At 33.5% G+C, this 21,910-nt stretch carries 16 protein-coding genes; 13 read left to right on the top strand and 3 right to left on the bottom strand.

Translation table 11 applies throughout. The features are described 5' to 3' along the window. The first annotated feature begins 199 nt into the window (after positions 1-199). Together AC3IPI_RS15895 and AC3IPI_RS15890 are read left to right on the top strand one after the other, a co-directional pair. The gene (locus AC3IPI_RS15895) at positions 200-907 is read left to right on the top strand and encodes a DUF4328 domain-containing protein (protein ID WP_489153966.1); all 708 of its coding nucleotides are present in this window, start codon (positions 200-202) and stop codon (positions 905-907) included. Positions 908-1,098: 191 nt separating this feature from the next. Next, complete coding sequence (locus tag AC3IPI_RS15890; protein ID WP_489153964.1) at positions 1,099-1,416, top strand: hypothetical protein; 318 nt, start codon at positions 1,099-1,101, stop codon at positions 1,414-1,416. A 40-nt stretch (positions 1,417-1,456) separates the two neighbouring features. On the opposite strand, the gene AC3IPI_RS15885 is transcribed toward AC3IPI_RS15890, so the two are convergent. Together AC3IPI_RS15885 and AC3IPI_RS15880 are read right to left on the bottom strand one after the other, a co-directional pair. Then, positions 1,457-1,846: a DUF1634 domain-containing protein gene (locus tag AC3IPI_RS15885; RefSeq protein WP_039115856.1), complete on the bottom strand. Its 390-nt coding sequence runs from the start codon at positions 1,844-1,846 to the stop codon at positions 1,457-1,459. Positions 1,847-1,850: 4 nt separating this feature from the next. Further along, a complete protein-coding gene (locus AC3IPI_RS15880) occupies positions 1,851-2,687 on the bottom strand; it encodes a sulfite exporter TauE/SafE family protein (protein ID WP_039119452.1) in 837 nt (278 codons plus the stop codon). Between the two features lie 355 nt (positions 2,688-3,042). Here AC3IPI_RS15880 and AC3IPI_RS15875 point away from each other — a divergent pair, with 355 nt between their 5' ends. The 5 genes from AC3IPI_RS15875 to AC3IPI_RS15855 all read left to right on the top strand — a co-directional run bounded on the left by AC3IPI_RS15875 (position 3,043) and on the right by AC3IPI_RS15855 (position 10,716). Continuing rightward, positions 3,043-3,714, top strand: coding sequence for a response regulator transcription factor (locus AC3IPI_RS15875; protein ID WP_039115752.1), 672 nt, complete (start codon positions 3,043-3,045; stop codon positions 3,712-3,714). A gap of 2 nt (positions 3,715-3,716) precedes the next feature. After that, positions 3,717-5,075, top strand: coding sequence for a sensor histidine kinase (locus tag AC3IPI_RS15870; RefSeq protein ID WP_489153961.1), 1,359 nt, complete (start codon positions 3,717-3,719; stop codon positions 5,073-5,075). Between the two features lie 96 nt (positions 5,076-5,171). Beyond that, positions 5,172-6,458: a TolC family protein gene (locus AC3IPI_RS15865; RefSeq protein ID WP_489153959.1), complete on the top strand. Its 1,287-nt coding sequence runs from the start codon at positions 5,172-5,174 to the stop codon at positions 6,456-6,458. A 27-nt stretch (positions 6,459-6,485) separates the two neighbouring features. After that, on the top strand, positions 6,486-7,574 hold the full coding sequence (locus AC3IPI_RS15860) for an efflux RND transporter periplasmic adaptor subunit (protein WP_086895963.1): 1,089 nt from the start codon (positions 6,486-6,488) through the stop codon (positions 7,572-7,574). A gap of 37 nt (positions 7,575-7,611) precedes the next feature. Beyond that, complete coding sequence (locus AC3IPI_RS15855; protein WP_489153957.1) at positions 7,612-10,716, top strand: efflux RND transporter permease subunit; 3,105 nt, start codon at positions 7,612-7,614, stop codon at positions 10,714-10,716. Positions 10,717-11,054: 338 nt separating this feature from the next. On the opposite strand, the gene AC3IPI_RS15850 is transcribed toward AC3IPI_RS15855, so the two are convergent. Continuing rightward, the gene (locus tag AC3IPI_RS15850) at positions 11,055-11,882 is read right to left on the bottom strand and encodes a helix-turn-helix domain-containing protein (RefSeq protein ID WP_489153955.1); all 828 of its coding nucleotides are present in this window, start codon (positions 11,880-11,882) and stop codon (positions 11,055-11,057) included. Positions 11,883-11,983: 101 nt separating this feature from the next. Between AC3IPI_RS15850 and AC3IPI_RS15845 the strand changes: the two genes are divergently transcribed. The 6 genes from AC3IPI_RS15845 to AC3IPI_RS15820 all read left to right on the top strand — a co-directional run bounded on the left by AC3IPI_RS15845 (position 11,984) and on the right by AC3IPI_RS15820 (position 21,878). After that, the gene (locus tag AC3IPI_RS15845; protein ID WP_489153953.1) at positions 11,984-12,901 is read left to right on the top strand and encodes a ketopantoate reductase family protein; all 918 of its coding nucleotides are present in this window, start codon (positions 11,984-11,986) and stop codon (positions 12,899-12,901) included. 460 nt (positions 12,902-13,361) lie between these two features. Then, complete coding sequence (locus AC3IPI_RS15840; protein WP_039115765.1) at positions 13,362-13,955, top strand: TetR/AcrR family transcriptional regulator; 594 nt, start codon at positions 13,362-13,364, stop codon at positions 13,953-13,955. 424 nt (positions 13,956-14,379) lie between these two features. After that, positions 14,380-15,525: an efflux RND transporter periplasmic adaptor subunit gene (locus AC3IPI_RS15835; protein ID WP_489153951.1), complete on the top strand. Its 1,146-nt coding sequence runs from the start codon at positions 14,380-14,382 to the stop codon at positions 15,523-15,525. Positions 15,526-15,535: 10 nt separating this feature from the next. Beyond that, the gene (locus AC3IPI_RS15830) at positions 15,536-18,697 is read left to right on the top strand and encodes an efflux RND transporter permease subunit (RefSeq protein ID WP_489153949.1); all 3,162 of its coding nucleotides are present in this window, start codon (positions 15,536-15,538) and stop codon (positions 18,695-18,697) included. Between the two features lie 131 nt (positions 18,698-18,828). Next, positions 18,829-20,247 (top strand): TolC family protein, encoded by a 1,419-nt coding sequence (locus AC3IPI_RS15825; RefSeq protein WP_086895969.1) that lies wholly within the window; start codon positions 18,829-18,831, stop codon positions 20,245-20,247. Between the two features lie 278 nt (positions 20,248-20,525). Further along, positions 20,526-21,878 (top strand): hypothetical protein, encoded by a 1,353-nt coding sequence (locus tag AC3IPI_RS15820; protein WP_489153947.1) that lies wholly within the window; start codon positions 20,526-20,528, stop codon positions 21,876-21,878. The last annotated feature ends 32 nt before the right edge of the window (positions 21,879-21,910 follow it).

Raw genomic sequence — 21,910 nt, 5'->3', positions numbered from 1 at the left:
ATTATGGAGTTTCTTACGGAGATTTACTACGTCTGTTCGCTACCGCTCGGGTCTCTTTCATCGGAATGAAAAGATTATCTAAAATCAAGCTATTTCAAAATATAAATTTAGAATAACAATAAATTTAATTAGTAATTATAGTACAAAATAGAATATATTAGCTTCGCTTAAAAAAGTAAATAAAAGCTAAAACAAAACAATGGAAGAATTAAGACCTAACGGACAAAGAGCAAAAAATGCTATACTATTAATATGGATTGTACTTGCAATTGAATTTGTAGCTTTAATTTCTAAATGTTTTCAATATAATTTACTGCAAACTGCTGTAAATGGAGGTTTTATAACTACAGATGAAGCAATTGCAAATGACACTACCGAACAAACTATTGCAATCCTTTATTTGATTGTTTATATTATTTCTGCAGTAACTTTTATCCAATGGTTTAGACGTGCTTATTACAATCTTCACTTAAAAACTGAATTTTTATCCCATTCTGAAGGTTGGGCTGCAGGAAGTTGGTTTGTTCCAATTATTTCTCTTTACAGACCTGTACAAATAATGAGAGAACTATATGAAGAAACAGAATCTTACTTAACAGAAAAAGGGCTGAATATTGATGATAAACTCAAAACTAATATGCTAACTCCATGGTGGACACTTTGGATAATTAGTAACATATTAGGACGAATAATTTCTAAATACCCAACTAATAGTATAGATGACTTAATTAATAGCACAATTGCAAGTATAGTTTTAAATATTATTGGAATACCTCTTGCACTAATTGCTATAAAAATAATTAAAGATTATTCAAGTGTAGAACCATTACTTATTGAAACTGAGATTAATGAAAAACAACTTAAAACTACAGAACCTTTAGTCGAATCAAATCTTGAATTATCTTGAATTATTATACCTATTGGTCTGTATTAGATTTACCGGCAAACTCAATTAAAACATTTGATGTATTTCTATATATAGCAATCATCACAATAATAGCTTGGTTTCTAATAAAAAAACTAAAAAAGAAAAATGAAGACTATGAAAAATCCATTCTATTATGGTCAGTCGGCATTTTGTTTTTCTTATCAAGTTTTATGCTCATCTATTTAAAATTCTATACAATCGATAATAGTGATGAGAGAATTCGTGAAAGTTTAGCTTCTGAACAAGTTGGAAAAGTCGAAGGTGTGATTTCTAACTTTAATCGAATAATCGAGCAAAAAAGACTTGCTTCCATTACTCATGAATCGTTTAAAGTTGACTCAGTAAAATTTAGTTATGCTGATTATTTATTGGGGCGTTTTAATACCTATAGCAATACCAATGGCAACATTATAAAAGATGGATTAAAAGTTCGAATAACATATCGAAAAATCGATAATGAATTACTTAAAATTGAAATTGCTAAGTAAGTTTATATCTATATTCCATTCATCTACTCCACCTCAACCATCAATGAGAGAAACCTAAAGAAACACTTACCAAAATTATAAAGATTACGATTAAAGTGATTACTACATACAGATAGTCTTTCTCTAATAAAAAAGAAAATAACGATAATAATACACGCAATACAGGAGTAAGAAAAAGCAATATTACACCAAAAAATATTATCGATTCTCCATTACCCTGAATAACTCCGTTGTAGATTGCAGAGATTACCTCGAAGATGTTTCTGTCGTTTTCTTTAAATACCGAATAATCTTCGATATCATTACCGTGATGCATCAAATAAACAACTCCACCAATAAAAGCAACCGATAACGAAATCCATACTCCGTAACGCAATAAATTACCTATAATGGTCTGAAAATCTTTTTCTCCAAATTTTTCGTGTGTCATAATCTTAGATTTTTCCGTTAAGTCCATTATAAATCATATTTACTGCAAGTACAAAAATCAGACAGGCAAAAAAGATACGAAGCTTTTTAGGATTTGTTTTCACTAATACTTTGGCTCCAGCCATAGCTCCAAATAGTACACCAATAACAACTGGCATACAGATTCCTGGTTCTATATATCCTTTTTGGATATAAATTACAGAACTCGCCATTGCTGTAACTCCCATCATAAAATTACTAGTTGTGGTAGAAACCTTAAACGGGATTCGCATGATATTATCCATTGCAATTACCTTAAAAGCACCAGAACCAATTCCTAACAATCCCGACATCATACCTGCAATTCCCATCATACTAAATCCGCCAACAACATTTTTTGTTCCGTAGCTAATAACCTCTCCATCATGCGAAGGATAAGTTCCTTGTAAACGTAACTTTTTAGCCAATGGACTTGACTCTAAAACAATATGTTCTTCTTTTTTTCGTAGTGAATTAATAGCCGAAAAGATTAATGTAAGTCCGAATAAAACAGCGATAAAAGATGTTGGTGCAATTGTAGAAAGTAGTGCACCACCTACAGCTCCAATAGTAGTTGCAATCTCGAGGAAAATCCCCAAACGCATATTGGTAATTCCTTCTCTTACATAGGCTGCGGCTGAACCCGAGGAAGTTGCAATTACCGATACAAGTGCCGCACCAATTGCGTAATGTATATCGACTCCCAGAATGACTGTTAATAATGGTATAATGATTATTCCACCTCCTAAACCTGATAATGAACCTATGAAACCTGCTAAAAAAGCACCAAAAAGCATAATCAGGGTAAATGTAAGTACTGTCATCCGAATGTATTTATATCGCCGCTAATTTACGAATTGATATTTATTATTTCAGATTTCTGTTTCATAACAAAATATTAAAAAACCTTATCCCTTCCGTTTTAATAGTAGATTCCCGTAATTAAGTGTTATTTTTGATATTCGTTTTTAAATCGATTTATGATGAACGTTGTCTAAAATGGGACGCGGATGACGCGGATTCGCCAAGGCGAAAACACGGAAAAAAACGGATTTTAAAACTGATAGAAAGAAAAAGAATCCGTCTTTATCAGCGTCTTTACGTTAGTAAATCCGCGTCATCCGCGTCCCATCTTACACAATCTTTGCAATTAGAATAAATACAAGAAACAACTATTATATGAATGTTTTACTCATTGAGGATGATAAACGCATAAGCGAATTTATTGTAAAAGGTTTGGAAGAAAACAATTTTACAGTGCATCTTGCCGAAACAGGAGAGATTGCCCGTGACTTGATACAAGACAATACTTGGGATATTATCCTGATGGACATTATGCTTCCAGGCATCGATGGTATTCAACTAACTAAATTGATGCGTTTTAAAAAAATTCATACACCCATATTAATGCTCAGTGCACTTAGTAATACCGATGATAAAGTAAATGCATTAGATTCTGGTGCCGATGATTACCTCGTGAAACCTTTTCATTTTCAGGAATTAATCTCGAGAGTTAATGCGCTAACGCGAAGAACCAAATTTAACTATGATAAAGTCGAAACACTATATACCTGCGGGAGTTTAACCATAAACCCCGAAGAACATAAAGTTACCGAGAACAACATACCTATAGATTTATCCCCAAGAGAATACAAACTGTTATTATTTTTATTAGAAAACAGAAATAAAGTAATGTCCAGAACCCAAATATTAAATGCTGTCTGGGGAATTAATTATGATAATAACACCAACGTAGTCGATGTTTATATTTCTTATTTAAGAAACAAAATCGAACAAAACCATAAATTTATCCATACCATAAAAGGGACAGGATATATGATTAAAGAATAGTCATGAAAATACGCAACCGATTTACATTAATATCATCATTTACGTTTAGCATTGTATTTATAATTGCTTCGATTATAACGTACTTTTCTTTTTACAGCTATTCAGAAAAAATAATGTATAATGAACTTCAAAAAACGTGCTTGCTTACAGGGATTTTCTACTTAGAAAAAGATGAGTTACCCGAAAATCAACATTTAATCATCGGACAGCAATTCAGAGAAAATTCACTCGAAATAGTTACTCGTGTTTATAACAAAGAAAATCAAATTGTATACGGCGATAAAGGAAATGATAAGAATATAAATAAAGAGCGACTTGATTATATCCGAAAAAATAGAAAATTGAGTTTTAAATCAAACCATCATTTTTATTTCGGAAGTTATTACCATGACAATCAAGGTGATTTTGTTGTTTTTGTAAAGAAAAATGATGTCGAATTCAAGACCATTACAAACCGATTGCTTATCATCATGATTTTGGTTTTAATTATCGGACTTGTAATAATATATCTGGTTAGCCGTAAACTATCAAATCTTGCTTACAGTCCTATAAAAAACATTGTAAATCAGGTAAACGAAATCGAAGCTTCATCACTAGACAGACAAATTATTTCTCCTGATACTAAAGACGAAATACAAGAACTTATAGAAACCTATAACAACTTGTTCAAGCGATTATCGGATACTTTTGTAATCCAGAAAAACTTCATCAATTATGTTTCTCATGAATTTAAAACACCATTAACTGCTATATCTGGAAACCTGGAAGTATTTGCTCAAAAAGAAAGAACTAGTGCCGAATATAAAGAAATGTCCGAAAAAGTATTAGAGAATGTTTATCAAATAGAAGATACGCTCAATACACTTATGATGCTTTCGGGATTAAGAGATAATACAGAGCTTAATGAAATTTTCAGAGTCGATGAACTTGTATGGGATATTAACGACCAATTGCCAGATGTTTATCAATTAAAAGATGCTCAAATACAAATTGCAATAGAGATTGTTAATGACAAACTACTTTCGATAAGAGGAAATAGTAACGAAATTAAGATTGCCTTGTACAATATTATCGAGAATGCTGTAAAATATTCAAATGGGAATCCTATAAAAATAAGTCTATTACAACAAGATAATCAACTAAAAATCGTAATCGAAGACCACGGAACTGGCATTAGCGAAGAAGACCTAAAATTCATCAAACAAACCTTTTACAGAGGCAAAAATGTAAATGATATAAAAGGTAGCGGCGTAGGACTTTCTTTGGCTAATATTATCTTTAAGCAGAATAATATTCATTTTACGATTACTTCAAAAAAAGGCGAAGGCACAACGGTAACATTACTATTCCCGCCACTCTAATCGTTTTCTAATGTTGCTCTAATCCTCTTTTAACATACATCAAATTATCATTTAATATGGCGCAAGTAGCTTTGCATCATCTTAAAATAACTTAATTTGAAACGTATAATTTTAACCCTACTCGTTATTGTATCATACAAAGGTGTGGCACAAACTGCTGCAATAAACGATACAATTGTTCTTTCCCGAACGCAGGCCGAGGCTTTGTTTCTGGACAAGAATATTTCTCTTATTTCCGAAAAGCTGAATATTGACGTTGCCGATGCTCAAGTTATTCAGGCAAAATTGTGGCCTAACCCTACTCTTACTATTGGCGAGATAAATCTTTGGAACAATGCTACGGCGCAACAATTACCACCTTTATGGGGCAATTTTGGAACTACATCGCAAGTAACTGCCGAACTAGAACAACTTATCCAAACGGCAGGAAAGCGAAAAAAGCTAATTGCCATGGAAAAAGTGAGCGTAGATATCGCCAAAGAATACTTTAAAACTTTTTTACGCAATCTAAAAATTGAGTTTAGAGGTAATCTTACCGAATTACAATTTGTACAAGTCCAAGAAGCCGTTTACCAAAAACAACTTTCTTCGATGCAAACTTTGCTTAAAGCATATAGTAACCAAGTTGCTCAGGGAAATATTGGCAAGGGCGAATACATAAGATTAAAAGCTACTGAACTACAATTCTTAAAAGAAATCAGTGATCTTAAAAAAGAAAAGAACTCATTGCAAAAAGAACTTAAAGTCCTGATGAATCTTCCTGCAACAAGTTATATCAAACTTACCGAAGATGGTTTTCTTCCTGATAATAAAAACATCGACAATATAAACTTAGGTAATCTTATGGCTTCGGCTGTAGAAAACCGACCAGACATGAAAGTACTTAAACTAGGAAATGAATATAATACTAATAAGTACAAATACGAAAAAGCAATGCGAACACCAGATGTTACCCTTGGCGTGAGCTATGACCGTGGCGCCAGTTTAATGAATGATTTTGTTGGTGTTGGATTCTCTCTGGATCTTCCTTTTTTTAATAGAAACCAAGGAAATATAAAGGCTGCAAAAATAGCTATCGACCAAGGTAAATTACTTGCCGAAGAGAAAACAATAAGTGTACAATCGGAAGTATTACAAGCTTATGAAGATTTAATAGTTACCAAAAAACTATATGATAGTGTAGATGCAGCTTATGAAGGAGATTTAGAAAAACTTTTAGAAAGCTATCGCAAAAACTTCATGCAACGTAATACAAGTATGCTTGAGTACCTTGATTTTGTAGATGCTTATTTAGAAAACAAATCGATACTACTTAATTCTAAAAAAGACCTTAATAAAAACCTTGAAGAACTACGCTATATAGCGGGTCAGGAAATTAATTAAATCCCAAATTATTTAAAAATAATAACAATGAAAAAACTTATTTTACTCCCTATACTTGGATTAATGCTCGTTTACGGATGTGGCAAAAAAGAAGAAATTAAAGATACAAAAGAGGAAAAGTTTTGTATTGACAAAGACCTAAAAGAAAAAATCACTATCGAGCCTGTACAAAAACGAGCTGTTAGTGAATCCATAAATCTTACTGGAAACATAACCTATAACAACGATCATGTAGTGCAGTTTAATAGCCTTGTAGAAGGAATTATAACAAAAACTACATTTTCGTTGGGGGATTATGTGAAAAAAGGACAAGTACTTGCCGAGATAAAAAGTACAGAACTTAACGGTATGCAATCCGAGAGCAAATCCTTGCAATCACAAATAGCTGTTGCTCACCGCCAGTTACAAGCTACAAAATCAATGTTTGATGACGGTATTGCATCACAAAAGGATTTAATGCAAGCACAGAGTGAATTAGATGTTTTAAAATCATCACTTGAAAACGTAAGAGCAAATCTTGCCATGTTTAGCGCTAGTAGCGAAAGAGCAGTTTTTCAGATAAAAGCACCTACAGAAGGATATGTAGTCGCTAAAAACATTAGTCCTGGAATGCAAATAACTGAAGGTAGCGAACCGCTTTTTACTATTTCTGACTTAAAAGAAATTTGGGTATTGGTAAACGTTTATACCAGTAACTTAAAAAATGTAACCGAAAATATGCTTGTAGATGTAACTACACCTGCATATCCTGGCGAAATTTTTAAAGGAAAAATTACCATGCTTGCTAAAGTTTTTGATGCCGATGAACATGTGCTAAAAGCAAGAATTGTTATGGAAAACAAAAACTTAAAATTGAAACCCGGAATGACTGCAGATATAATTATCGATAAAAGTTTAGGTGGCGAAATGCTAGCAGCAGTTCCTGCAAAAGCAGCCATTTTTGATAATAATCGCGATTATATCTTAATCTATAAAGATGACTGTACAATCGAAACCAGAGAAATTAATCCTACTATAAAAAACAACAACTGGATTTATTTTGATAAAGGAGTTAAAGAAGGTGAAATGGTTATTACTAAAAACCACCTGTTAATTCACGAAAGATTAAAAAACTAAGTATCCCGCATAAAAACGGATAAACACAATACAAGATATGAAAAAATTTGTACAAGGCTTAGTTGCTTTCTCGCTAAAAAACTCCCTTATAGTTTTTTTCCTGACAGCTGTACTACTAGTCGCTGGTATAGTAAGCTATATCCATACCCCCATAGAAGCTTTTCCTGATGTAACCAATACTCGGGCAAGAATAATTACACAATGGCCAGGAAGAAGTGCCGAAGAAGTTGAAAAATTCATCACTCTTCCTATTTCCAAACAAATGAATACGATACCTAAAAAAGCCGAAGTACGCTCTATTTCGCTTTTTGGATTATCAGTAGTTACCGTATTATTTGATGATGATGTCGAGGATTTTTACGCCCAACAATATGCATCAAATCGCCTTAACGGATTAGATTTACCAGAAGGAGCCGATGTAGAAATTGAACCACCATCCGGTGCAACAGGCGAAATATTTAGATATATTATAAAAAGTGATTTACCTATTAAGGAAATAAAAGCCATTCAGGATTGGGTAATCGAAAGAGAATTGATATCTGTACCAGGAGTTGCCGATGTGGTAAGTTTTGGTGGAGAAGAAAAGATTTTTGAAATAAAAATTAACCCAACACAGCTAGAAAATTACAACCTATCAGCGTTAGATGTTTATGAAGCTGTTTCTAAAAGTAACGTAAACGTAGGAGGAGATGTTATACAACGTGGTGATCAGGCTTATGTAGTACGAGGAGTTGGACTTATTAATAAAGTAGAAGATATTGGGAATATCCTTATCGAGACCAAAGGATCGTCGCCAATATTAGTAAAACACGTAGCGGAAGTTACAATATCTGCCAAACCTAGACTTGGCCAAGTAGGTTTAGATGGAGATGATGATGTTGTGGAAGGTATTGTAATTATGCTTCGTGGAGAAAATCCAGGCGAAGTCATAAAAAGACTTAAAGATCGTTTAACCGAACTTAATGAAAGAGTACTTCCTGATAATGTAAAAATTATTCCGTTTATAGACCGTACCAAATTGGTAGATACAACAGTAAAAACAGTTACAAAAAACCTTGTAGAAGGGATTTTATTGGTGTCTCTAATTGTATTTATTTTCCTTTACAATTGGCGTACCTCATTAATTGTGGCATCAGTGATTCCGCTTTCGTTCTTGTTTGCCATTATAATGCTACGAATTCAGGGATTACCTGCCAACTTAATATCTATGGGAGCTCTGGATTTTGGACTTCTTCTAGAAGGAACGTTAGTTATTGTCGAGCAAGTATTTGTCTCGCTCGAAAAGAAAGCGCATAAAGTGGGCATGGAACGCTTTAATAATATGAGTAAAATGGGGCTTATCAAGAAAAGTGTAGGTAGTGTAGCTACTTATATATTCTTTGCTTTAATTATTTTAATTGTTGCGCTTCTGCCTATTTTCTCATTCACTAAAGTGGAAGGAAAAATGTTCTCTCCCCTAGCCTTTACTTTAAGTTATGCGCTATTAGGGTCATTAATTTTGTCACTTACTTATGTACCAGCAATGTGTAAAGTAATGTTGACCAAGAACATCGTTGAGAAAGAGAATATGATTTCGCGTTTCTTTAGAGAAAACCTATTTAAATTATTTAAATGGAGCACACGCAATCGTAAAGCAACATTATACGGTTTCTTAATTTTACTTGCTGTATGTTGTGCGAAATTTGCATTTTATGGTTCAGAATTTATTCCTAAGCTAAACGAAGGAGCAATATACGTAAGAGCAACTTTGCCAAATAGTATCAATCTAGATGAATCTGTGAGGCTTACCAAAGAGATGAAAGCTAAAATAAGGAAATTTGAAGAAGTAAAATTTGTACTGACCCAAACAGGACGACCAAATGATGGTACCGACCCAACGGGATTCTTTAATATCGAATTACATATTGAGTTATTGCATCAGGATGAATGGAAACGTAAAATTAGTAAAGAAGAGTTAATCGCCGAGATTAAGAAAGAACTAGATGTATATCCCGGAATAGGTTTTGGTTTTAGCCAGCCGATTCAGGATAATGTCGAAGAATATGTTGCAGGTGTAAAAAGTCCGCTTGTTATAAAGATTTTCGGAAATGATCTATTTCAACTGGAAGAAATGGCTGCAAAAGTTGCCAAATCTATCAAAGACGTAAAAGGAATTGAAGACATCAATGTGTATAAAAACATTGGATTACCAGAATTAAGAATTCAACTTGATGATGAAAAAATGGCGCGTTATGCTATTACAACTGCCGATGCACAAGCTGTAATCCGGATGACAATTGGTGGACAAGCTGCAACCAAGTTTTATGATGATGAAAAGATATTTGATATTACATTACGATTCGAAAAAGAATACCGTGACTCGAAAGAGAAAATTGAAGATATCCTTATTCCAACCATGAATGGTAAAAAAGTTCCTTTAAAAGAAATCGCAACTGTCGAGTATAAAACTGGTCCAACATTTATTTATCGTGAAGGAAACAGTCGTTATATTGCTATAGGATTTAGTATCGAAGGACGAGATTTAGGAAGCACAATTGATGAAGCACAGAAAAAAGTTGCTGCAGAAGTAAAACTACCTAAAGAAAATATAATGAAATGGGCAGGAGAATTTGAAAGTAAAGAAAGAGCTTCAAAACAATTGGCTATGATTGTTCCAGTTGTATTAGTATTGATTTTATGTCTGTTGTATTTCAATTTCGGTAATTTCAAAGATACTATGGTTGCCATTAGTGCAATGCCATATGCCTTTATTGGTGGTTTCCTATCATTATGGATTACAGGAACCGTATTTGGAATATCCGCAGGAATAGGTTTTATTATACTCTTTGGGGTCAGCGCAATTGATAGTATTGTCCTCATCGGAATAATAAAAGAAAATATGAAAGCCAAGATGCACTTAAAAGATGCTATCTCAAATGGTATTTACGCCCGAATTCGTCCAATTGTAATGATTGCACTTATGGGAGCTTTGGGATTATTACCTGCAGCATTATCTACAGGAATGGGATCGGAAGTACAAAAACCATTGGCAATTATGATTGTAGGAGGATTAATAACCTGTATGATATTATCTTTAACCGTATTACCACAAGTATTCTATCTGGTATATCGCAAAAAAGATCCTAGTAACACAGAATCTTAATCAGAATAAATTTAAAAACACCTTTAGACGTAATGTTTAAAGGTGTTTTTTTATGTCTTATTTTGAATTCCCTAGATTGTCTAAAAATGGGACACGGATTAAACAGATTCGCTTAGGCGAAAACGCGGATAAAAACGGATTTTTTAGTTTTATTATTTTTAAAAATCAGTCCCGACGCTTCGGGATCAGCGTCTTTCCTTTAGGAAATCCGTTTAATGCGTGTCCCATTTATCGCTACAATCGCGTTCCTTTTACCTCTATAATATAGACGCACAGCGGTGCGCCTCTACAGAAAACCTTTGAACCTCTGTCCCTTTGAACCTTTGAACCTTAAACACTTAAAATCTCTTCCTAAACTCGGATGGAGAAATTCCGGTACTACGCATGATGAATTTATTAAAATGACTACTGTCTATAAATCCCAAATCATTACTAATCTCGGAGAAAGTCAAATTACTTTTGCTTAATTTTTCTGTAACAACCTTCAGTTTCGTTTGTTCGATATAATCTCTTAAAGTAATATTTAAATGATTTTTAAAATATTCGCCAATGTAATTTATAGAAACATTAAAATGATTTGCCATTTCTTTTTTCTTTAGCAAATGCGGATTAGCAATATTCGAACGAATATAACTTAAGATAGTATCAATCTTTAAAACCTCGGTGGTTTGGATATCTAAATTACTTTCGTTTATACTCGCATTCCTTCTTATTATCTGAATAAGTGACATCATCAAACTCTTGATTATGACTTCATTCTGCCCTTTTGGTTTGGCAACTTCATCTAATATTTTCAAAATAACCAATTCGCAAAATGCTTTATCATCCTCAAGGAAAATCAAATTTCCATTCAATTGATTATGATAATAGAACAACTTCTCTATTTCTTCAATTTCTTTTTTATTCGAAAAAAAATTAGGCAAGAAACGCAAACAATGAAACTTTGTCGGTTCTAGTGTTTTAAAAGAATGATAGTCCTTTGGCGTAAGCAAATAAATATCATGCTCTTTATAATTATGATGAATCGAATTTAAGATATGGTTTCCTGTACCATATTCTATATATAAAAGCTCGAAGAAATTATGTCGATGCACCTCTTTCTTCCAGGTTAATTCTTCGACAGAGTAAATTTCGAAATCTTTGTATATAAAAAAAGTGTCTTTCATAATCCTTAAATTATACAAATATAACCTATATTTTTACATCAATTAATGAATGCGAACCTATTTACTTTGCATCACTAATTTAAAACCCAAAATACTAAAAGATGAAATCAGATACAATAAAAATAGGAATTCTTGGCATTGGTGGAATCGGCGGATTTGTTGGCGCTCCATTGGCAAAAAAATATAAAGACACAAATACTAAAATTATATTCATTTGCAGAGGCGAAACCAAAAATGCCATACAAAATGAAGGTTTAACATTTGAATCTAAAGGCACTAAAGAAACTATATTCCCCGATTTAGTATCCGATAATCCAGCAGAAATCGGAATCTTAGATGTATTGATAATCACCAGCAAATCATATTCTGTAAACGAAATATTGGCAACTTACAAAGATTGTATAAGTAATGATACAATTATAATCACTTTGCAAAATGTTGTAAATGCAAGAGAAATTATTCGTGAAACTTTACCTGAACTTGGAGAAATAATGGAAGGTTGTATTTATGTTGCTTCCAATGTAAAAAGTCCAGGTCATGTTCAGCACGTTGGTGGTCCAGGAAAGATTTTCGTAGGAGGAGATAATGAAAACAAATGGCTTATTGATTTACTAACTGCTGGAGGTTTAGACATTACTTATGTTGATAACATCAATCAGATACTTTGGAAAAAATACCTGTTTGTAGCGCCTGTAGCCGGAATAACTTCTGCTTACAATGTTACTTTTGGTCAACTTCTGGAAGATAAAAACCTAATGCATATCCTCGAGAATATGATGGTAGAAATTCAGTCGCTTGCCAACAAAAACAATATCAGCCTGACGAAAGAAGATATCGAAACCTCAAAAGACTTATTAACTAAATTTCCGTTTGAGTCTAAATCATCGTTGCAATTAGATTTTGAAAACAACAATCAAACCGAGAAACAATTCTTAGTAGATTACGTTATCGAAAACTGCAAGAAACACGGAATCCCTACACCCTTTTACGAAAGTGTAAACGAAAAGATTATTTCTTAAAACAGAGTTATTTTGCAAAGTTTCACAAAGACTCACAAATAAAAAAGCACAAAGATTCGCAAAAATTTTTATCCACAAACTTGTCATCCTGAGCGGAGTCGAAGGATATCCACAAACTTGTCTTCCTGACAGAGAAAGAATCTCCACGAGTAGCTCGCCAAAGATTGTGTATAATGAGACGCGGATAAAAACAGATTTTTATGCTTCGCGAACTTTACGTAACCTCCTTGCGCCCTTTGCGATTAAAAAACTTTGCGAATCTTTGTGCTTTTTTCTTTGTGAACCTTTGCGAAATTTCACGAAATAATTCCCCATTTTCCTCACATTTTCCTCAAAACAAAACCTCAATTAAAAATTCCTTATCAAGCAATAAGAAAAAACTATGAAAGATTTATTTTGTAATCCCGAAAATTGCCATACATTTGCCTAACGGTGTTAAACAATTTAATACTCTATAAAAATGGCAAGCAAAGATCGAATTTTAAGACAAAAAGAAGAAACCAGAAAGAACATTCTGGATGCTGCCTGTACTATTGTAAAAGATGAGGGATGGCAAGGTCTTAGTATGCGAAAAATCGCTGATAAGATTGAATATACTGCCCCAATCATTTATGAATACTTTTCTAATAAAGAAGCAATATTACAAGAACTAACAGGTAGAGGTTTTGTAAAGTTAACTATTGAACTAGAAAAAGCCAAAAACAAATACGATAATCCTGAAGAACAGCTTGAAGCAATGTGGATGGCGTATTGGGATTTTGCATTTACCGATACCGAAATGTATCAGTTAATGTTTGGTGTACAAATGACTTGCTGTAATGAGCGATGTTCGGCTTCTGAAGCACCTTACAAACTATTTGTTGCTGTTATTGCCGAAGTAATGAAAGATAGCAAACCAACTGAAGAAGTAATAAAACAAAAGTATTTTACTTTCTTTTCTGTTATTCACGGTTTAATTTCAATCAATATCATTAACAAAAGTGAAGTTTTAGAAACAATCAATACACAAATTTTAAAAGATGCCATAGGCGGTATCATAAAATCAATACGTTAAAAAAAATTTAATGCTCACTTAACGCTGATAAATAATTTAATGTAGTAATTTTGAACCAAACTTAATTACTTCATTATCATTCAAAGTTGAATCAAAGAAAAAATCAAAAGTTTTTTTTACAATTCCACTTAACAACGTTAGAAAATTTAATACAGTAATTTAATACCACAATTTCAATCTATTATCTATCTGAACGGAATCGAAGGAGAAATTGAAGTTTTTTGCCACTTCACTTAACAGTGATAAATAATTTAATACCAATTATAGCATATTATAACTGGAAGGAATACTTATATGGATTTTTACACCATTTTACTTAACAACGTTAGAAAATTTAATACAATTAAATGTGAATCAAAATAATATAAAACCCAATCAGAATTCAAATTACCAAAATGTCCAACAAATTAAAATTAAAACTAAAATGAAAAAAGTAATCTTAACCAGTATCCTAATTGCCTTAGTTGTAATAGGATGTGCAGATAAGGCTCAAGCACCAGCTCCTGCAGCCCCATTATTACCAGTGCTTGCAATTAAAAATACCGAAGCAACCACAGATTCTGAATATCCTGCTTCGATACAAGGAACAATTGATGTTGAAATCCGACCACAAGTAAGTGGTAATCTAGACCGAGTTTTTGTAGATGAAGGTGCTTATGTTTCTAAAGGACAATCTTTATTTAAAATAAACGAACGTCCTTTCCGTGAGCAACTTAACAATGCACAGGCAAACCTTCACGGAGCCGAAGCGGCATTAATCAATTCACAATTAGAAGTTGATAAACTAACACCACTTGTACAAAACAAAGTAGTATCTGATTATCAATTAAAAACTGCAAAAGCATCACACAGAATTGCAGCTTCTAATATTGAACAAGCAAAAGCAATGGTAGAATCGGCAAGAATTAATTTAAGCTATACCACAATCACTGCGCCTGTAAGTGGTTACATAGGTAGATTGCCTAAAAAACAAGGAAGTTTAGTTTCTGCAACAGATGTAGAACCATTAACCAAACTTTCAGATGTACACCAAGTATATGCTTATTTCTCATTAGGAGAAACAGATTTCATCAACTTTAAATCTCAATATTCTGGAAATACAATTGGTGATAAGATTAAAAACTTACCTCCTGTTTCTTTAATATTAGCCGATGGAAATGCTTACACCCAATTAGGAAAAATCGATATGGTCGATGGACAATTCGATAAAAACACAGGTGCAATCACACTTAGAGCAACTTTCCCTAATGCAAACGGAACATTACGTTCAGGAAATACAGGAAAAATCCGTTTAGGGATTCAGCATGACGATGCAATCTTAGTTCCACAATCTGCTACTATAGAAATGCAGGATAAAGTTTTTGTTTATACACTAAACAAAGGAAACAAGGTTAACAAAATGCCTATCACGATTATTGGTAAAACAGGAACTGATTATCTTATTAAAGATGGTGTAAAATCTGGTGACCAAATCGTATTAAGTGGTATCGACAAACTACAGGAAGGACAAGTAATCCAGCCTGAGAAATCAACACCAACAAAAGTTGCCCAAATAATTAACAAAAAATAATTAAACGAAAATGTTCAAAATATTCATACAAAGACCTGTACTGGCAACTGTTATCTCCATTTTATTGGTGATATTGGGTGTACTTGGGCTTACAAAATTACCCCTACAACAGTTTCCCGATATTGCGCCACCATCGGTTTTGGTAACGGCAGTATATCCAGGAGCGAGTGCAGAAACCGTTTTGCGTTCCGTAGCGCCATCACTAGAAGAGTCTATAAATGGTGTTGAGAACATGACTTACATGAGCTCAACAGCCAGTAATGACGGTACGCTAGCCATTACAGTTTTCTTTAAGTTGGGTACAGATGCAGATCAGGCAGCCGTAAACGTACAAAACAGAGTTGCACAAGCAACAAGCCAGTTACCTACAGAGGTTGTTCAGCAAGGTGTAACAACCGCCAAGCAACAAAATAGTTTCATTATGGGTATCGGTTTATATACTGAAGACGAAGCTAAATATGACCAAACATTTGTTGCCAATTATGCCCAAATTAATATTATCCCAGAAATCAAACGTATTCCAGGAGTAGGTTCAGCAAGTATTTTTGGTGGTGTAAGAGATTATTCTATGCGTGTATGGTTAAACCCAACACAAATGGCAACTTATCAGGTTACCCCAAATGAGGTAATGAAAGCTATTCAAGACAAAAGTTTAGAGGCAGCGCCAGGAAAATTTGGAGAACGAAGTAAAGAAGTTTTCGAATACGTAATTAAATACAAAGGAAAACTTACCAAACCCGAAGAATATGAAAACATTGCAGTACGTGCTAATGCCGATGGATCTATACTTCGCTTAAAAGATGTAGCAAGAATAGAACTTGGAGCATACTCATACAACAGTTTAACTCGTTTAAATGGTAAAAAGGGAGTTGTAATTGGTATTATACAATTAGCAGGTTCAAACTCTAATGAAATTCAGGTAGCTATTAACAAGCTAATGGAAAAATCAGCTAAAAACTTTCCTGCAGGAATAAAACAAAATGTTTTTTATAGCACAAAAGTTTCATTAGATCAATCTATAGATCAGGTAAAACATACTTTGGTAGAAGCATTTATACTAGTATTTATTGTGGTATTTATCTTCTTGCAAGATTTTAGATCAACATTAATTCCAGCAATTGCAGTTCCAGTAGCTATTTTGGGTACGTTCTTTTTCATGCAGCTATTCGGCTTTTCGATAAACCTGTTAACACTGTTTGCATTAATCCTTGCGATTGGTATTGTTGTCGATGACGCGATTGTCGTCGTCGAGGCGGTGCATGCCAAAATGGAACACAAACATTTATCTCCAAAAGTAGCTACAAACGAAGCAATGCACGAAATAACTGGAGCAATTATCTCTATTACTTTAGTGATGGCAGCCGTATTCTTACCAGTAGGATTCATGGAAGGTTCAACAGGAGTTTTCTATCGTCAGTTTGCCTTTACAATGGCAATTGCAATTGTAATCTCGGCAGTAAACGCATTAACTTTAAGCCCTGCCCTGGCAGCCTTATTCTTAAAAGACAATCACGCTGCGAACGGAAATAATCCAGAAACCAAAAAAAGTTTTAAAGAAAAATTCTTTACAGGATTCAACAAGAGTTTCAATTCCTTAACCAACCGTTACGTAGGTAGCTTAAGATTCTTAATCCGTAACAAATGGGTTAGTTTAGGAGGTTTAGCAGTAATAACAGCAGCGACTATCTTAATGGTAAAAACTACTCCTGCAGGATTTATCCCTACAGAAGATCAAGGATTTATTGCCATTGCGGTAAACACACCATCTGGAACATCATTAGACGGAACTCAGAAAGTAATGACCGATGCAGAGAATACTTTAAGAGGATTAGACGCATCTCGATTTGTAACAGCAATTTCAGGTTTTAACCTGTTAACGAACTCAACAAGTCCATCATCGGCAGTTATTTTCGTATTGCTTAAACCAAATGAAGAACGTGGAGCAATCAAGAATATTGATGAAATCATGGCAGATGTACAAGGTAAATTAGGTGCTATTTCAGCAGGTAGTTTCTTCGTATTCAGCTTCCCTACTGTTCCTGGTTTCAGTAACGTAGAGGCATTAGATATGGTGTTGCAAGATAAAACAGGTGGTAAACTAGATAAATTTAGCGGAATCTCACAAACCTTTATTGGCGAGTTGATGAAACGTCCGGAAATTGCAGTAGCCTTTACAACCTTTAAAGCCGATTATCCACAATTACAATTGGATATTAATGATGAAAAAGCAGACCAATTGGGAGTAAATGTAAAAGACATTCTACAAACCATGCAAGCTTATTTTGGTAGCGCACAAGCATCCGATTTTAACCGATTTGGAAAATATTACAGAGTCGTTGTACAAGCAGATATTGCCGACAGAGCCGAGCCATCATCTATCAATAATGTATTTGTAAAAAATAAAAATAGCGGAATGGTTCCAATAAATACCTTAGTAAAACTAACCCGTATTTATGGTTCCGAAACAGCATCGAGATACAATTTATTTAACTCGATTTCGATTAATGCAATCCCAAAACCAGGATTTAGTTCTGGAGATGCGATTAAAGCAATCGAAGAAGTTGCAGCCCAACAATTGCCAGCAGGATATAGTTATGAGTTCTCAGGACAAACCCGCGAAGAAATTTCTTCAGGAGGACAATCCACAACGATTTTCCTATTATGTCTTGTGTTCATTTACTTCCTACTTGCAGCACAATATGAAAGTTACATTTTGCCATTGGCAGTAATATTATCAATCCCAGTTGGAATATTTGGAGTATTTGTAGCAATCGGATTAACAGGAATCGAAAATAACATTTATGTACAAGTTGCACTGGTCATGCTTATAGGATTACTAGCCAAAAATGCGATTCTTATTGTCGAGTTTGCCTCACAGCGACGAAAATCAGGGAAATCATTAGTAGCAGCATCTATAGAAGCTGCCAAACTAAGATTACGACCAATTATCATGACATCACTAGCATTTGTTGTAGGGTTAATCCCGATGATGAGCGCCACAGGACCATCTGCCAAAGGTAACCACTCTATTAGTATTGGTGCAGCCGGCGGAATGATTTCAGGAGTAATTCTTGGGGTATTAATCATCCCGGTTTTGTTTATCGTATTCCAACATTTACAAGAAAAGGTTTCTGGAAAATCATTAGCCGTAATTCATAACGAAGAAAAATAAAAAATGGAAAATTATATAACATCAGTTCTGATAACAGTATTTGTTGTCTTCGCATTAATATCCTGGAAAGTTTCAAAAGTACTTGAAGCACCAGAAGATAAATGTCAAAAAAATTAATGATACCATATAAAATGAAAAATTATATAACCAAAACTGTTGTGGCGGTCCTTTTAATCACAACATTCATATCCTGTAAAGTCTCGAAGGATATCGAAGTTCCAAAAGATGCATTTCCTGATAATTTCAGGAATGCATCCGCTTCAAGCGATACCACAAGTATTGCCAATTTGGAATGGAAAAGTTTCTTTACAGAGAAAGACATCGTAAAACTGATAGACAGTGCTATTACAAAAAATAATGATTTGCAAATAGCAACCAAAAATATTGAAATAGCACAATATCAATTAACGCAGGCAAAATGGGGAAATATTCCGGAGCTAAATCTACTTGTAAATGCAAGTACCAATCGTCCATCCGAAAATAGTTTTACAGGTCATAACCTAAGTCAGGCTTTGCAAACAAACCATATCGAAGATTATTCGGCAGGAATCGGGCTATCATGGGAAGCAGATATTTGGGGTAAAATCCGCAGTCAGAAAAAAAGTGCTTATGCAGGATATCTTCAATCCGAAGAAGTAAAAAAAGCATTGCAAACAACAATAGTTTCTAATGTTTCCAAAGGATATTACAACCTTTTAATGCTAGATTCACAATTAGAAATTGCTAGAAAAAACCTGAAATTAAATGACAGTACTACCTTCATCATCAAGTTAAAATACGATGCTGGGCAAGTAACATCATTAGCCATTCAGCAATCGGAAGCACAAAAACTAATTGCGGCACAATTGATTCCTTTATTGGAACAAAATATAGCAATTCAGGAAAATGCATTAAGTGTATTAACAGGTTCATTCCCTAGTTCTAAAGAGCGAACAATCACGCTAAATTCAATTCCGTTAAAAGAGAATCTTACAGCAGGAATTCCGTCATCATTAGTAAGACAAAGACCCGATGTAAAAAGTGCCGAATTAGCCTTAGTAAAAGCAAATGCAAGCGTAGGAATTACAAAAGCAAACCTATACCCATCACTTAAAATCACAGCAAACGGAGGTTTAAATTCATTCGAAACAAGCAATTGGTTTAATATTCCAGCTTCATTATTTGGAACAGCAATTGGCGGATTAACACAACCATTGTTAAACAATAAAAAGATCAGAACACAATACAATATTGCCAAAGCCGAAAGAGAAAAAGCAGTATTAAATTTCAGACAATCAGTATTGGTTGCCGTTAGCGAAGTATCAGACGCATTAGTAAAAATAGAAAAACTAGAAAGACAACAATTCTTTCTTAAAGAACGCGTAAAAACGTTGCAACAAGCGATAACCAACTCGAATATGTTGTTTAAAAACGGAATGGCAGACTACCTCGAAGTAATTACAGCACAAGCTAATATATTACAAAGCGAGTTAGAACTAGCCAACATCAAACGCGAACAATTAACTGCCAATACCGAATTATATCGCGCACTTGGCGGAGGATGGAAATAATAAGGTTTTATTATTAATTTGAGGCGGGAACGCTGTAAGACTTAGGTTTTGCAGCGTTTTTTTATTATCCCAAATTAGTAGAATAAGGAGCTATTTCCTGCTGTACACTATATCTTTTATGGCGAACACCGCCACAAAAGGATGCCGTTTCCATCAGGGCTAAAAATAAAATTTCATAGAAAGACAATTACATTTATTACGAAAACAATTACATTTACTGGACTTATTAACCCACATTTAAGACAATTTAAAAAACTAATTACCCTAACTAAAACAAAATGAAACATTTATTAAGTATCATTCTTATTCTTACATTATCCTTTCAGGGAATATCCCAGAAGAAAAAAACTAAAAAGAAATCTAAACCCAAAACAGCAGTAGTAACATCAGACATAGCAGTCGAAGATATGTACGTTACAGAAGAAATAGTAGTTGATACATTACGTATATCACAAGGAAAACGATATGTATTATTAGTTGATGTAGATAAATACTCAGGTCAAAGTGAAGTTACTTATACTTTCGCGGAAAGAACTGAAAAAACAGAATTGATAGAAAATTTTGGAAAAGAAAATCTGGAAGTAATAACTATTAATAAATATACTTATGTAGTTTTCGAAAACAAGCAAACACTGGATATTAGCGGTGAAGGTCAATCCTATCAAGCATTTGCCTATTGGAGCGGAAAGATAAAAGACGATGTACAGGTAAAAGAAGGTACAAAAATGGCTACCGAATTTGTCGCAGAACAAATGGGGGTAAAAAAGGAATCTTCCTATGTCATTAATACTAAAAAATATAAAAAAGAAGTCGCTTCATTACAGAAAAAAAATAAAATTACATCAAAATCCAGAGAAGTAATGAATGCTTTATTAAGTAGTTATGCTTTACCAATAACTGAAGTTCAATTAGAAGATATTCCGGTATATCAACAATCAAACGCAAAAATAAAAACTATAGAATCTTATTTGTTTAAAAAAGGCGAAACCAAAACACTCTTAAAAAGCATTTATTTAGATGAAAAAGGACTCCCTACAGCAATATCATATTATGACAGAGATGGAGGTGCTAAAAGCAAAAAAGACTATGTTTATAAAGACGGAATGCTTGTACAAATAAAAAAAGGGGATGAAGTAACATTATCTATCAATTACGATGATAATAAAATGATTTTTACTGGAAATGTTGGGGATGCAAATGAAACAAGAATCGTTTGGCTTGAAAATGGAAAGCTATTGGTAAAATCATATACCTTAATGATAGATGACAAATACTCATACATGAACACTCTTGTAGAAGAAAAAATTGAAGACAATTGTGTTTCGTATTCTATCAACAACGTTCGCTGGTCAATAAATTGCAGTAGTCAAGCTAATGTTTTTCCATTTATTCATAAATATACTTCATTTCAAAATGGTGATGTACTTCAATTCACAAAATCTAAAATAGAGAAAAAAGGAGAAAAAACATTCGAAAAATATTACTCTAGTGCAGAACGAGAAGAACAAAATGATATTTTTAAATTATGGGGAACTTTTCAGTTAAATGACCAAAATTTGGTAAGTACTTACAGTTTTTCAAAAGACAATAAAAAGGAAGTTATCAAAATAGACTATACATACTACGAATAAGTTGGTATACTATTTTCAGAAAACACTTTTAA

Source organism: Flavobacterium sp. GL_143 (assembly GCF_057834355.1).
The sequence above is the reverse complement of the archived record's forward strand: the minus strand, read 5'-3'. Positions and strand labels throughout refer to the sequence as shown.

Bases quoted from the DNA above. Each gene is read 5' to 3' on its own strand.
- AC3IPI_RS15840 (WP_039115765.1), top strand. From the start codon at position 13,362: ATGGCAAGCAAAGATCGAATTTTAAGACAAAAAGAAGAAACCAGAAAG.
- AC3IPI_RS15875 (WP_039115752.1), top strand. From the start codon at position 3,043: ATGAATGTTTTACTCATTGAGGATGATAAACGCATAAGCGAATTTATT.
- AC3IPI_RS15880 (WP_039119452.1), bottom strand. From the start codon at position 2,687: ATGACAGTACTTACATTTACCCTGATTATGCTTTTTGGTGCTTTTTTA.
- AC3IPI_RS15855 (WP_489153957.1), top strand. From the start codon at position 7,612: ATGAAAAAATTTGTACAAGGCTTAGTTGCTTTCTCGCTAAAAAACTCC.
- AC3IPI_RS15885 (WP_039115856.1), bottom strand. From the start codon at position 1,846: ATGACACACGAAAAATTTGGAGAAAAAGATTTTCAGACCATTATAGGT.
- AC3IPI_RS15870 (WP_489153961.1), top strand. From the start codon at position 3,717: ATGAAAATACGCAACCGATTTACATTAATATCATCATTTACGTTTAGC.
- AC3IPI_RS15820 (WP_489153947.1), top strand. From the start codon at position 20,526: ATGAAACATTTATTAAGTATCATTCTTATTCTTACATTATCCTTTCAG.
- AC3IPI_RS15825 (WP_086895969.1), top strand. From the start codon at position 18,829: ATGAAAAATTATATAACCAAAACTGTTGTGGCGGTCCTTTTAATCACA.
- AC3IPI_RS15845 (WP_489153953.1), top strand. From the start codon at position 11,984: ATGAAATCAGATACAATAAAAATAGGAATTCTTGGCATTGGTGGAATC.
- AC3IPI_RS15835 (WP_489153951.1), top strand. From the start codon at position 14,380: ATGAAAAAAGTAATCTTAACCAGTATCCTAATTGCCTTAGTTGTAATA.
- AC3IPI_RS15830 (WP_489153949.1), top strand. From the start codon at position 15,536: ATGTTCAAAATATTCATACAAAGACCTGTACTGGCAACTGTTATCTCC.
- AC3IPI_RS15890 (WP_489153964.1), top strand. From the start codon at position 1,099: ATGCTCATCTATTTAAAATTCTATACAATCGATAATAGTGATGAGAGA.
- AC3IPI_RS15895 (WP_489153966.1), top strand. From the start codon at position 200: ATGGAAGAATTAAGACCTAACGGACAAAGAGCAAAAAATGCTATACTA.
- AC3IPI_RS15860 (WP_086895963.1), top strand. From the start codon at position 6,486: ATGAAAAAACTTATTTTACTCCCTATACTTGGATTAATGCTCGTTTAC.
- AC3IPI_RS15850 (WP_489153955.1), bottom strand. From the start codon at position 11,882: ATGAAAGACACTTTTTTTATATACAAAGATTTCGAAATTTACTCTGTC.